Raw genomic sequence first — 13,420 nt, 5'->3', positions numbered from 1 at the left:
CGGGACCGGTCAGGTCCACGTCCGGCCGCTCGCGGCCGGGACGAAGGCACGGAAGGCGCGGTCGAGGTCCGCGCGCGCCGTCGGCGGGACCATCGGGTCGGCCGCCAGCGCGTACGGGTGGTGCACCCACTTGTGGAAGCAGCTCTGCCAGTAGCGGAAGGTCTCGTACTCGTCGGGCGTGCCCAGCGAGACGAAGCTGTCCAGCAGCAGCGCGACCACCGGGCGGCCGGCGGCGGTGAACCGCCGCACCAGGCTGTCGAGGTAGTACTCGCCGTTGACCGTCTCGTCGCTGGCCAGCAGCTCCTCGACGTCGGCCACCGCGCCCCGGGTGGTCGGGAACGTGAACGTCCCGATGATCACGCCGGCAGTGGCCGGGTCGTCCGGGGCCTCCTTGAGCCAGGTCCGCTGCACCCGGCCGACCTGCTCGCCGGCCTGCTCCCAGGTCACCCAGCCGTACTGCTGGGGCCGGCGGCGGGCCAGCCGGTAGCCGGGGGCGACCCACACGACCAGGCCGTCCTCGCCGGCCGCGGCCAGGGCGGCGTCGAGCGCGCCCGGCGCCGGGCGGGGCACCGCGTCGCACGCGGTGACGGTGACCGGCTGCTCGGCGGCGCCGTCGAGCAGCGGGCGCAGGCCCTGGAGGGCGGAGTCGGCCTGCCCGCGGGACAGCTTCTCCAGCTCCACGACCTCCGCGCCCTGGGCGCGGGCCAGGCGGGCGACCTCGCCGCCGTCGCCCAGGTCGGCGCGGGTGACCACGACCGACCGGGAGCCGGGGACGGCGAGCAGCGCGTGCTCGAGCAGGGTCCGCCCGGCGACGTCGAGCAGCGGCTTGGGCCGGTCGTAGCCGAGGTCGGCGAAGCGCCTGCCGGCGCCGCTGGCGAGCACCACGCGGGCGGCGCCCGGCTGCGGCGCGGCCGGGCCGCGGGTCCAGTGCGCGAGGGCCGTCGACCACTCGCGGTACTCCTCGAGGTCCTGCGGGGTGCCCCACTGCATGAAGTGCTGCAGCTCGTACACGCCGATGGTCAGGCCCATGTCGAGGACGCTCTTGTAGGTCAGGCTCAGGTAGTACTCGCCGTTGAGGTCGTAGCCGTGCTCGACCTGGTGGGCCAGGGCGTCGAGCAGCACCTGGCCGCTGGCGAACCCGTAGGTGCCCGAGGAGGCGAACTCCTTCGCCGGGTCGTCGGTCCAGGGCTTCTTCTCCTGGATGTCGACGACCCACTCGCCCTCGAGCCTCGGGTAGGCGTAGGACGTCGAGTGCAGCATGTGCGGGTGGAAGCCGCGGTAGGCCGGGATGGCCCCGCCGGTCACCACGCCCGAGGACAGGTAGTCGGCGAAGTCGTCGGCGTCCCAGTAGCAGGTGAAGTCGCAGTAGTTGACGACGACCGGCTTGTCCCGGGCGATGTGCTCGGCGGCCTCCAGCACGGCGTGGCCGGGGCCGAGCTTGTGCGCCGCCACCTCGACGACCTTCCCGTTCGGCCGGCGCTCGAGCAGGCGCTCGCGCAGCCGCAGCCGGGGGTCGGCCAGGTGGTCGGCGTTGCAGATGAACACGACGTCGTCCCACCCGGGGAACATGTCGACGACGTGGTCGATGACCGTCTCGCCGTCCAGCTCGATCAGCGCCTTGGGCCGGTCGTAGCCGGCGGCGGTGAACCGCGAGCTGATCCCCGTCATGGGGATCACCAGCTGCGGGGTCACCGCTCCATCCCGCGTCGCCACTTCTCGGCCTCCCAGTCCACGAGGTCTGCGACCTCGTCGTCGTCCAGATAGCGCACGGGGGCCGACGGGTCGGCGTGCCGCGCCATCGCCACCAGTCCCCGGCCGATCTCCCGGGCGTCCGCCGAGAGGGGTCCGTCCACGACGACGCCCCCGTCGGGCGTCACCACGAGCGGGCTGCCCTGCCCCGGCGCGGTCCCGAAGGGCCGGCTGCCCAGGAACACCGCCGAGTCGGGCGTGAGCACGCCCCCGGTCAGCAGCCGGGTGGCGTCCGCATCGAGTGTCCCCGCCGGGGCCAGTGTCGTCTCGTCGTCGCCGGCGACCGGCCGGTCGTCGCGGCGGAGCGCGGCCTCGGCCCGGTCCACGAGCTCCCGGGCGCGGTCGGCCGTGGGGGCCGCGGTCAGCAGGCCGTGGTTGCCGAGGAGGAACACCGTCTCCTCGGTGGGCCCGGCGGCCTCCTGGGCGGCGAGGACCGCGCGCGCCAGGGCGATGCCGGGCTTGGCGTAGGGCACCCAGCCGACCGGCGCGACCTCGCGCAGCCGGTCGAGCACGGCGTCCGGCCGGCGCTGGGCCGCGGCCGCGACGGCGCCCACGGAGTGCACGTGGAAGACGAAGCGGTGCGGCAGCAGCACGTGCAGGGCGGTCTCGATGGAGGGGCGGGAGGCCCGCTCGTCGGCCAGCTCGACGACGACGTGCCGCAGGTCCTCGACCTGCAGGACGTCCACGCGGGCGCGGGGGCCGTCGACGCCGACGAAGATCGGGCGCTCCAGCGCCTCGGCCAGCTTCGTCCCGGAGGCCTTGACCCAGACCAGGTCGCCGTCCTTGCCGCTGAGGTTGCCGCCGGCCCCCTGGACCAGGCGCAGGTCGTCACCGATGGCGGCGGCGTGCCGGTTCAACTCGGCAAGCGTCTCGCTCGTCACGTGGCGGCAACCTACCCGACCGGGTGTCACCCCCCGGTGACCCACGGGACTCGGCGGCACCCTCGGGGCGGCTGTGACGAACGGGACGGGTCCGTACCAGGAATCGGCCGCGACGGCGGGAGCCGGGGGCACCGCGACGGTATCGTCGCGAGTCGTGACCTCAGCGAGACCTGACCTCGTCGTCGTCGGTTCCGGCTTCTTCGGACTGACCGTCGCGGAGCGGGTGGCCAGCCAGCTGGACAAGCGCGTGCTCGTCCTCGACCGACGCAACCACATCGGTGGGAACGCCTACTCCGAGCCCGAGCCCGAGACCGGCATCGAGATCCACCGGTACGGCGCCCACCTGTTCCACACGTCCAACGAGCGGGTCTGGCGGTACGTCAACCAGTTCACCGAGTTCACCGGCTACCAGCACAAGGTCTACTCCATCTACCAGGGGAAGACCTACTCGCTGCCGATCAACCTGGCCACGATCTGCCAGTACTTCGAGCGCAGCTACTCCCCCTCCGAGGCCCGTGCGCTGGTGGCCGAGCAGGCCGGTGAGATCGACACCGCCGACGCGCAGAACCTCGAGGAGAAGGCGGTCTCCCTGATCGGCCGCCCGCTCTACGAGGCGTTCATCCGCGGCTACACCAAGAAGCAGTGGCAGACCGACCCCACCGAGCTGCCGGCCGCGGTCATCGCGCGCCTCCCCGTGCGCTACACGTTCGACAACCGGTACTTCAACGACACGTACGAGGGCCTGCCGAAGGACGGCTACACCGCGTGGCTGCAGAAGATGGCCGACCACCCGAACATCGAGGTGCGGCTGTCCACGGACTGGTTCGACGTCCGGGACGAGCTGCCCGCCGACGTGCCGACGGTCTTCACCGGCCCGATCGACAAGTACTTCGGCTACGAGGCCGGTGAGCTGGGCTGGCGCACGCTGGATTTCGAGACCGAGGTCCTGCCGATCGGCGACTTCCAGGGCACCTCGGTGATGAACTACGCCGACGAGGACGTGCCCTTCACCCGGATCCACGAGTTCCGGCACTTCCACCCCGAGCGGGACTACCCGGCCGACAAGACGGTCGTCGTCCGCGAGTACTCGCGCTTCGCCGAGACCGGCGACGAGCCGTACTACCCGATCAACACGCCCGAGGACCGCGCCAAGCTCGAGCGCTACCGCGAGCTGGCCAAGAAGGAGGCCGCCGAGAAGCGTGTGCTCTTCGGTGGCCGGCTGGGCACCTACAAGTACCTGGACATGCACATGGCGATCGGGTCGGCGCTGAGCATGTTCGACAACCGCATCCGCCCCTTCTTCGACGAGGGTGGCTCGCTCGACGGCCGCCTCGACGACTGAGCCGAGGACTGATCCCTCCATGACGACGACCGCACCCCAGGTCGCTGACGCGCCGGTCAAGCCGGACACCGTCAGCGAGCCGGCGGACACCGAGCTCACCCCGGACAAGGCCGTCACGCTGGTCCAGCGGGTCCTCATGCCGCGACCGGCCGACCCGCTGAAGGTCCGCAGCCTCTACCTCGACGAGGAGAACTCCCCGGTGCGCGTCCGGCAGGACGGGCGCCACTCCGGCACCATCGTCGCCGGCGCCGAGGTCTCCTTCGCCACCTACTTCAACGCCTTCCCGGCCAGCTACTGGCGCCGGTGGAGCGTGCTGGACTCGGTGGTGCTGCGGGTGACCGTGTCGGGCACGTGCCGCATCGACGTCCACCGCTCCAAGGCCGACGGCGAGTCGATGCACGTCACCGGCGTCTCGCACGTGGGCGACGACGAGCGCACCGTCGAGCTCGAGCTGGACCTCGCGCCGTTCATCGACGGCGGCTGGTACTGGTTCGACGTCACCGCCGAGAGCGACACGGTGGTCCGCGAGGCCGGCTGGTACGCCCCGCAGGCGCCGGCCGAGGAGCCGCGCCTGGCGATCGGCATCTGCACCTACAACCGCCCGGTCGACGCGCTGGCCGCCGCCCGCGCGCTGGTCGAGGACCCCGCGGTGCTCGAGCGCCTGTCGCTGGTGACCATCGCCGACCAGGGCAACAACCACGTCAAGGACGCCGCCGGCTACGCCGAGGTGAAGGCCGCCCTGGGCGACCGGCTGCACGTGGTCGAGCAGCCCAACCTCGGCGGCAGCGGCGGGTTCGCCCGCACGATGCACGAGGCGTTCACCCGCAGCGACGCCACGCACGTGGTGCTGCTCGACGACGACATCATGATCGAGCCCGACAGCATCCTGCGGGCCCGCGCCTTCGCCGCCTACGCCAAGAGCCCGATGCTGGTCGGTGGCCAGATGCTGGCGCTGCAGAACCGCTCGGTGCTGCACAGCATGGGCGAGATCGTCGACCGCGAGACGTTCTTCTGGACCAACGCGCCGAACACCGAGTACCACCACGACTTCGGCAAGGAGACGCTGCGCGAGTCGCCGGACCTGCACCGGCGCATCGACGTCGACTACAACGGCTGGTGGATGTGCCTCATCCCCCGTGCCGTCACGGAGAAGATCGGCATGCCGCTGCCGGTGTTCATCAAGTGGGACGACGCCGAGTACGGCCTGCGGGCCTTCGCCGCCGGCTTCCCGACCGCGTCGCTGCCCGGCACCGCCATCTGGCACCTGTCCTGGGGCGACAAGGACGACGCCAGCGACTGGCAGGCGTACTTCCACATCCGCAACCGGCTGATCGCCGCGGCGCTGCACTCGCCGCACAAGCACGGCGGCAAGCTGTTCCGCGAGATGCTCAAGGCCGACCTGCGGTTCCTCATCAACCTGCAGTACTCCACGGTCGAGCTGCACCACCGGGCCTACCGCGACTTCCTCGCCGGCCCGGAGGCGCTGTTCAGCAGCATGCCGCAGTCGGTGGTCACCGCCCGCGAGGTGCGGGCCACCCACGCCGACGGCAAGGTGCTGCCGTCGTCGGCGGACCTGCCGCTGCCCTCGATGCCGACGGCGAAGGCGGTGCGCTTCCGCCGGATCCCGGTCAACCCGCTGCAGATCGGCAAGACGCTGGTCAAGGCGCTGGTGCACAACGCCCGGCCGGTGGACCCCGAGAACATGGACACCCCGCAGCTGAACCTCGCGTTCCAGGACGCGCAGTGGTTCCTGTTGTCCCGGCTCGACAGCGCGACCGTGGGCACCGCCGACGGCCGCGGGGTCACCTTCCGGCGCCGCGACCCGGCGACCTTCCGCCGGCTGGCGGCGACGTCGGTGCAGCTGCTGCGCCGCATGTCCGCCGACTTCCCGGAGCTGCAGCGCCGCTACCAGGCCGCGGCCGGCGAGCTGACCTCCATGGACCGCTGGACCGAGGCGTTCGAAGAGTGGGGCTACCAGCGGGTGTAGCCCGCGCCTGCACGAGGAAGGGCCCCGACCGGATCCCCGGTCGGGGCCCTTCTCGCGTGAGGGCGGGCGTCAGGGGCGGGTGAAGCGCTCCCGGCGGCCGGCGCGGGTCAGCCGCAGCCACTCCCGCCAGCCGGCGCGGTCGCGGCGGGACACCAGGAAGAACCAGCCGAAGCGCACGGTCTCCAGCGGGCGCAGCCAGCGCATGCCCGGCTGGGCCATGAGGTAGCCGCGGTTGCGGTAGGTGAAGTACCGCTTGACCTCGTTCGCCGGGTACTGCGCCGACAGCCGCCCGCCGAGGATGGGGGCGAACTCCGTCGTCCCCTCCGGGTGCAGGTAGGCCGCCTGCGGGCAGGTGCCGAAGGGCAGGCCCGCGCGCAGCAGCCGCCGGTGGATCTCGGTCTCGTCGCCGCGGAAGAACAGCCGGTAGTCCGGGACGCCGACGACGTCGAGGGCCTCGGCGCGGAACAGCGCCCCGTTGAACAGCGAGGCGTAGGACGGCAGCAGGTCCAGGCCGGCGAAGTCGCTGCGCCGCCGCCGCCAGCGAAGCCCGCGGCGCAGCGGGAAGGCGAGCCGGTCCGGGTCGGCCATGTCGGTGACCAGCGGGCTGACCTCGGCCAGGCCGTGCCGCTGCGCGGCGTCCAGGAGGGTGGCGAGCACGGTCGCGTCGGCGGGCCGGCCGTCGTCGTCGGCGCACCAGACCCAGTCCGCGCCGAGCGCGAGGGCGTGCAGCATGCCGTAGGCGAAGCCGCCGGCGCCGCCGAGGTTGCGCCGGCTGGGCAGGTGGGTGGCCGGCAGCCCGCTGGCCGCGACGACGTCGGCGGCCGACTGGTCGGGCCCGTTGTCGACGACGACGACGTGGTCGACGCGGCGGGTCTGGGACGCCAGCGCGGCCAGGCTCTCGACGAGCAGCTCCCGCCGGTGCCGGGTGACGACGACGGCGACGACGCACTCCCCCGCGGCCGGGACCGCGGCGCTCACGCCGGCAGGCCCTTGTAGGCCCGCAGCACCTCGTCGAGGTCGCCCTGCTGCTTGATCCGGCCGTGCTCCATCCAGATGGCGGTGTCGCAGAGCTCGCGCAGGAACTCGTCGGAGTGGGAGGCGAACACCAGCAGGCCCGAGCGCTCGACGAGCTCGACCAGCCGCTGCTTGGACTTCTCGAGGAAGGCGGCGTCGACGGCGCCGATGCCCTCGTCGAGCAGCAGGATCTCGGGGTCGATGCTGGTGACGACGCCGAGGGCCAGCCGCACCCGCATGCCGGTGGAGTAGGTGCGCAGCGGCATGTGCAGGAAGTCGCCGAGCTCGGTGAAGTCGGCGATGTCGTCGACCCGCTCCTGCATCTGCTTCCGGCTCATCCCGAGGAACAGCCCGCGGATCATGATGTTCTCGAGGCCGGAGATCTCCGGGTCCATGCCGACACCGAGGTCGAACACCGGCGCGACGCGGCCGCGCACCTCGGCGTGGCCGCGGGTCGGCTCGTAGATGCCCGACAGCAGCCGCAGCAGCGTGGACTTGCCCGCGCCGTTGTGCCCGACCAGGCCCACCCGGGCGCCGTGCTCGAGGGTGAGGGTGATGTCCCGCAGGGCCTCGATGACCGGCACCTTGGCGCCGCTGTCGATGTTGCCCCCGACCAGGCCCATGACGGTCTTCTTCAGCGACCGGCTCTTGGCGTCGAAGATGGGGAAGTCGACGCACGCGTCCTTGGTCGTGATCCCGATCGGGCCGTCGGTGCCGGCCCCGTTGACGTCGTTCACGCTCACACCCAGTAGGAGACGCGGGACCGGTAGCGGCGCAGCACGAACATCGTGAAGGCCCAGCCGGCCACCGTGATGGCGAGGACGACCACCCAGTACCGCAGCTCCTGGTCCTGGCCCAGGAGGGGTCGCCGGATGATCTCCACGAAGTGCAGGAAGGGGTTGAACTCGGCCAGCCGCGCCCGCTCGGCGATGGCGGGGTTCGGGCTGTTGACCAGCTCGTCGTAGATCCACACGATCGGCGTCAGGAAGAACGCCAGCTGCACGACGCTCTGCGTGATCGGCAGGATGTCGCGGAACCGTGCGGTGATGACGCCGACGGCGAGGGAGACCCAGGCGCCGTTCAGGGCGAGCAGCACGAAGGCCGGGACGACGGCGACGGCCGTCCACCTCAGCGGCTGCGGGAACACCAGCAGCATGACCAGGTAGACGATCATGTTGTGGGCGAAGAACAGCGTCTGCCGCCACACCAGGCGGTAGACGTGCACCGACAGCGGCGCGGGCAGGTGCTTGATCAGGCCCTCGTTGGCGATGAAGACCTCGGAGCCCTCGTTGATGCACCCGCTGACGAAGTTCCAGACGATGAACCCGACGAGGACGTGCGGCAGGAACCGCGACAGCTCGATGTCGAACAGCCCCGAGTAGAGGATCCCGAGCGCCACGGCGGTGACCGCCATGCTGATGGTGATCCAGATCGGGCCGAGGACCGAGCGGCGGTACCGCTGGCGGATGTCCTGCCAGCCGAGGTGCCCCCAGAGCGTCCGCTGCTCCCAGCCGCGCCTGAGGTCCGCGACGGCTGCGGCGAGCGTCCGTCCGGCCGGTTGTGCGAGTGCCACGGCGGTCCACGCTACCTGCGCGCGGCGGACCGGCCCTGGTACGGACCGGTCCGCCGGGACGGCGGGGTCGGGTGGGACCGCTGTGCCGGATGGGGGTCAGCGGTAGGCGACCGTCGTCTGGCCGGTGGCGCGGTCGTGGGTGATCGAGCCGCCCTGGAAGTCGGTGCGCCAGCCGGTGGGCGTGGGGATCGAGCCCGACACCGGGTAGCCCAGCCGGGAGTGCTCCCAGCCCAGCTGCACCCACCGCTGGTGCACCGGGCCGACGATCTCGTGGGTGCCGGTGGCGGGTGACCAGTACACGGCTCCCCCGCTGAACAGCGTGTAGCGCCCGTCGCCGTCGCGGGTCGGCAGCTGCTCGCCGGTCGGCACGCCGAGCACGCCGCCCTCCGCGCCGAGCGCCGCCCACAGCCGGGCGGTCTCGCCGGGCAGCACCCGGGTGCCCGACGCCGTCCGCACGATCGCGCCGCCCTCGAAGGTCTGCACCTGCTGGACGGCGGTGCCGCCCGCCAGCCGCCGCGGGTCCGACGTCGGGTAGCCGAGGGGGCCGTGCTCCCAGCCCTGCCCGATCCAGCGGAGGTACACGTCGCCGGTGAGCACGTGCACCCCGGTGCGGGAGGCGTAGATCGCGCCGTGCTCGAACTGCTGCCACGTCGCGTCGCCCCCGCCGGTGGGCAGGACGTCGCTGGTGGGCAGGCCGAGCGGGCCGGCGTCCGCGCCGCCGGCGTTCCAGGCCACCCGGATCGGGCCGGCGACGACGTGCACCCCGGCCTCGCGGCTGGCGTAGACCGCGCCGCCCTGGAAGGCCGTGAACCGGCCGACGCCACCGGGCGCGGGCAGGTCGTCCGAGGTCGGGTAGCCCAGCGGCCCCGCCTCGTACCCCTGCGCCGCCCAGCGCCGGTGGACGTCACCGACGAAGAAGTGGGTCCCGGCCGGGGACGCGTAGAGGGCACCGTTCTCGAACGCCTGCCAGGTGGCGTCCCGCCCGGCGGTGGGCAGGGCGTCCGCGGTCGGCCAGCCCAGCGGACCCTCCTCCGCGCCGGACGCCGCGTAGGCCGTGGCCAGGGTCCCCAGCAGGACGCGGACGCCGTGCGCCGGGGTGGCGTAGACCGAGCCGCCCTGGAACACCGAGAAGGCCCCGTCCCCACCGGCGGTGGGGGCGGTGTCGGTGGCCGGGTAGCCGAGCGGGCTGCCCTCCCAGCCGAGCTCGACCCAGCGGGCGTGCACGTCGCCGGTCAGCAGGTGGACGCCGGCCGGTGAGTCGTAGACCGCGCCGTGCTCGAACAGCTGGTAGGTCGCGTCGCCCCTGCTGGTCGGGAACGGGTCGCCGGTCGGGTAGCCCAGGGGCCCGTGCTCGTGGCCGGAGGCGGCCCAGGCCGTGAGGATGCGGCCCTGGACGATGCGCACGCCGTTGCGCGGCGTCTCGTAGAGGGCTCCGCCCTGGAAGCCGGTCCACCGGGCGTCGCCGTCACGGGTCGGGAGGGTGTCGGTGGTCGGGTAGCCGAGGGAGCCGTGTTCCCAGCCCAGCTCGACCCAGCGCCGGTGGATCGCGCCCAGCACGAACCGCGGGCCGGTGGCCGGCGAGGAGTACATGGCGCCGTTCTGGAAGAGGTTGTAGCGCCCGTCGCCCCCGCCGGTCGGGAGGGTGTCGGAGGTCGGGTAGCCCAGCGGGCTGCGTTCCCAGCCGAGCTGCGCCCAGCGGGTGTAGAGGTCGCCGAGGACGAACCGGGCCCCGGTCGGCGCCGACCAGTACATGGCGCCGTTGACGAAGAAGCGGTACCGGCCCTCCCCGCCGACGGTCGGCCACTCCGCCGTCGTGGCCGGGCCCAGCGCGGCGCGCGCGCCGGCGTCGGAGTCGTACCGGTCGGTGACGGGGGTCTGCGCCCCGGCGATCAGCCGGGCCGCCTTCTCGCGGATCTCGCCGAGGCGGGCGTAGCCGTACCGGCCCGGGCAGGCGGTGGCCCCGACGTCCCGGTGCCCGAAGACCGTCGGCAGGGTCACCCGCACCCCGGCGGCGTAGCGCGAGGTCCCGCCCCCGCTGGAGGTGAGCGTCGTGGTGCCGCGCGGGTCGATGCGGAACAGCGAGAACTTCCACGCGATGATCGCGGCCACGGAGTCGACCACGACCTGCGGCGTCGCGGCGACGTCGAAGTTCCCGAGCATCGAGACGCCGAAGGTGCTGGTGTTGAACCCGCCGGCGTGGGCGCCCATGACCGTCGACGCCAGGCCGCCGTAGCGGCCCTCCCAGCGCCGGCCGAACCGGTCGACGATGACGTTGTAGCCGATGTCGCCCCAGCCGAGGCTCACCGTGTGGTAGCGGTAGATCGACCGCATGATCGCCGGCACCTGGTCGGCGGAGTAGCCGTTGGCGTCGGCGGTGTGGTGCAGGGTCGCGGCCTTGAGCGTGCTCGCGTACTGCGGCCGCCAGGTGCGGATCCGCTCGTCGGCGCCCCACTGTGCCCGGGAGTAGACGTCGGGCATCGCCATCGCGGCCTCGGCGGTGTCCTGGATGTCGGGAGCGCCCGGCGAGTCGTCGGCGTCGCTGGTGCCGGGGTCGACCAGGTCCAGCCGGACGTCGGCCGGCTGCGCCCCCGCCCGCGTCACCAGCTCCACCTGCACGCCGGTGCTCGGGCCGGTCCACAGCGGGGCGGTGCCCTGACGGGCCCCGGCGCCGCTACCGGGCTCGGCGTCCTCGCGGCCGACCTCGGTCCAGCCGCCCCAGTCCCCGTCCTCGTCCTGCACGCGGACCTGCACGAGCGTGTCGGTGACCGCGGGGTCGGCCCGCCAGGTGACGCCGACCAGCGAGAACTCCGCGACGTCGGTCTCGGTCAGGGTCAGCGTGGGCGCGCTGCCGGGGACGCCGGCCACCGGGTCCGTGGTGCCCTCCTGCACCTCGGCCCCGCCCTCCGGCGCGCTCACCGAGCCCAGCTCCAGCTGCTCGGTCGAGGTCTCGACGGGGACCGGCTCGGGCCCCGGGGCGGCGTAGACCGGCAGCACGAGGACCGTGCCGGTCAGGGCGACGAACGCGACGGAGCCGGCGAGCAGTCGGCGCACCGAGATGCCTCCTCTGGTCCTCGGACCGGGACACCGGTCCGGTCCTGGAGGTTCGTCACCGAGGAGCCGGTTGTTGAGCCGGGCCGCTCCGGCGCACCCGGGACCGGTGTGACGGCCGTGCCGGGTGGGGTCGCGCGCGACCAGACGGGCAGCAGGTGCGCGACGGGCACCCGCGACCCGGGACGGAGCGTTCCCCCGTGTCGCGCGACCACCGGCCGCTCCACCCGCCCCTAACCTCGGTCGGGTGAGCCGAGACCGCAACGAGCAGGGTGGAGCCCCGGGACGCCCGATCCCGGCGCGGCTCGACCCGCGCGCCGGCCGTCCCTCGCGCCCCCGCGGCCGGGGTGCCGGCGAGACCGCGGGGCGCCGTGCCGACCGCGGGACCGCCGCGCCGCGCCGTCGCCGGGGCGCCGGTGTCGCCCGCGGCGTGGCCGCCGTCCTGTCGGTGGTCCTGCTCGGCGCGAGCGGCTGGGGCTGGTACCTGGGCCGGGTCGCCGAGGCGACGGTCAACCGCACCGACGCGATCCCGACCGCCGGCAACTCCGACGCCGGGGACGCCACCGAGGCGATGAACCTGCTGCTGGTCGGCAACGACAGCCGCGCCGACCTGACTCCCGACCAGCTCGCCGAGCTCAACGCCGGCGAGGACTCCGGGATCAACACCGACACGATGATCCTGGTGCACGTCCCCGCCGACGGGTCCCGCGCGTCGTTCGTCTCGTTCCCGCGCGACTCCTACGTCGAGATCCCCGGCTACGGGATGGACAAGCTCAACGCCGCCTACGCCTACGGCTACGCCGAGGTCGACGACGCCGCGCCCGAGGCCGACCGGCAGGCCGGCGGCGCCCAGCTGCTGGTCCAGACGATCAGCCAGCTCACCGGCCTGCAGATCGACCACTACGCCGAGGTCGACCTGCTCGGCTTCTTCAACCTCACCAGCGTCGTCGGCGGCGTGGACGTCAACCTCTGCGAGGCCGTGGACGACTCCGCCTACTCCGGCGCGGTCTTCCCGGCCGGGCAGCAGACCATCTCCGGCGCGGACGCGTTGAAGTTCGTCCGGCAGCGGCACGGGCTCCCCCGCGGCGACCTGGACCGCATCGTCCGCCAGCAGGTGTTCATCGGCGGCGTGCTCCGCAAGATGCTGTCCGAGGACGTCCTGCTGGACCTGGGCAAGCAGCGCGAGCTGATCCAGGCGGCGTCGGAGTCGCTGACCATCGACCAGGACCTCGACCTGCTCGACCTCGCCCAGCAGATGCAGTCGGTGACCGCCGGCAGCATCGAGTTCCAGACCATCCCGATCGTCGGCGACGACCGGGACGAGCAGGGCCGGTCGATCCTGCGGCTGGCCGACGAGGACGAGTTGCACGACTTCTTCGCCGAGCTGTCCGCCGAGCCCGAGGCGGCCGCCCCTGAGGCCCCCGCGGCGCCGGTCACCGTGGCGCCCGCGGACGTGTCGGTCGCGGTCTACAACGGCTCGGGCACCCCGGGCCTGGCCGCGGAGGCGGCGTCCTCGCTCGAGACCGTCGGCTTCACGGTCACCAGCACCGGCAACGCCGACAGCACCGACTACGAGCAGACGACGATCCGGCACGCCGCCGGCGACGAGGCGCTGGCCGCCACCCTCGCCGGGCAGATCCCCGGCGCCGTCCCCGAGGTCGCCGACGACGCCACGTCCGGCACCGTCCAGCTCGTCCTGGGCTCGGACTTCAACGGCATCGGCCAGGCGACCACCCCGCCGACGGCGTCGCCGAGCGCCCCCGTCGAGCCGGCGCGCACCGCGGCCGACACCAGCTGCATCTACTGAGGGAGGACCCTCCTGCCCC

At 73.2% G+C, this 13,420-nt stretch carries 9 protein-coding genes; 3 read left to right on the top strand and 6 right to left on the bottom strand.

The window, feature by feature from the left end; all coding sequences use genetic code 11:
- Positions 1-9: 9 nt before the first annotated feature.
- Positions 10-1,692, bottom strand: a complete 1,683-nt coding sequence (locus ACFO3M_RS17145; RefSeq protein ID WP_387991429.1) for an NTP transferase domain-containing protein — start codon at positions 1,690-1,692, stop codon at positions 10-12.
- Positions 1,689-2,630 (bottom strand): class II aldolase/adducin family protein, encoded by a 942-nt coding sequence (locus ACFO3M_RS17140; protein WP_387991427.1) that lies wholly within the window; start codon positions 2,628-2,630, stop codon positions 1,689-1,691. Before ACFO3M_RS17140 ends, ACFO3M_RS17145 begins: the two co-directional genes overlap by 4 nt.
- A 154-nt stretch (positions 2,631-2,784) precedes the next feature.
- Between ACFO3M_RS17140 and glf the strand changes: the two genes are divergently transcribed.
- Together glf and ACFO3M_RS17130 are read left to right on the top strand one after the other, a co-directional pair.
- Positions 2,785-3,972 carry a UDP-galactopyranose mutase gene (gene glf, locus ACFO3M_RS17135; protein WP_387991425.1) on the top strand — a complete coding sequence of 396 codons (1,188 nt, stop codon included), beginning with the start codon at positions 2,785-2,787 and terminating at the stop codon, positions 3,970-3,972.
- 19 nt (positions 3,973-3,991) lie between these two features.
- Positions 3,992-5,959: a glycosyltransferase gene (locus ACFO3M_RS17130; protein ID WP_387991422.1), complete on the top strand. Its 1,968-nt coding sequence runs from the start codon at positions 3,992-3,994 to the stop codon at positions 5,957-5,959.
- Between the two features lie 69 nt (positions 5,960-6,028).
- Here ACFO3M_RS17130 and glfT1 read toward each other — a convergent pair whose 3' ends face one another.
- The 4 genes from glfT1 to ACFO3M_RS17110 form a co-directional block, all read right to left on the bottom strand.
- A complete protein-coding gene (gene glfT1, locus ACFO3M_RS17125; RefSeq protein ID WP_387991419.1) occupies positions 6,029-6,937 on the bottom strand; it encodes a galactofuranosyltransferase GlfT1 in 909 nt (302 codons plus the stop codon).
- Positions 6,934-7,716, bottom strand: a complete 783-nt coding sequence (gene wzt / locus ACFO3M_RS17120; protein WP_456903309.1) for a galactan export ABC transporter ATP-binding subunit Wzt/RfbE — start codon at positions 7,714-7,716, stop codon at positions 6,934-6,936. Before wzt ends, glfT1 begins: the two co-directional genes overlap by 4 nt.
- Positions 7,713-8,546 (bottom strand): galactan export ABC transporter permease subunit Wzm/RfbD, encoded by an 834-nt coding sequence (gene wzm / locus ACFO3M_RS17115; RefSeq protein ID WP_387991416.1) that lies wholly within the window; start codon positions 8,544-8,546, stop codon positions 7,713-7,715. Before wzm ends, wzt begins: the two co-directional genes overlap by 4 nt.
- 96 nt (positions 8,547-8,642) lie before the next feature.
- Positions 8,643-11,597, bottom strand: coding sequence for an N-acetylmuramoyl-L-alanine amidase (locus ACFO3M_RS17110; RefSeq protein ID WP_387991413.1), 2,955 nt, complete (start codon positions 11,595-11,597; stop codon positions 8,643-8,645).
- Between the two features lie 244 nt (positions 11,598-11,841).
- Here ACFO3M_RS17110 and ACFO3M_RS17105 point away from each other — a divergent pair, with 244 nt between their 5' ends.
- The gene (locus ACFO3M_RS17105) at positions 11,842-13,401 is read left to right on the top strand and encodes an LCP family protein (RefSeq protein ID WP_387991410.1); all 1,560 of its coding nucleotides are present in this window, start codon (positions 11,842-11,844) and stop codon (positions 13,399-13,401) included.
- The last annotated feature ends 19 nt before the right edge of the window (positions 13,402-13,420 follow it).

The organism is Geodermatophilus arenarius (assembly GCF_042654585.1).
Classification (GTDB): domain Bacteria; phylum Actinomycetota; class Actinomycetes; order Mycobacteriales; family Geodermatophilaceae; genus Geodermatophilus; species Geodermatophilus arenarius.
This window is presented reverse-complemented; position numbering and strand designations above follow the sequence as displayed.

What these genes read in the sequence shown, in the direction of transcription:
- ACFO3M_RS17130 (WP_387991422.1), top strand. Translation starts at nt 3,992, where the DNA reads ATGACGACGACCGCACCCCAGGTCGCTGACGCGCCGGTCAAGCCGGAC.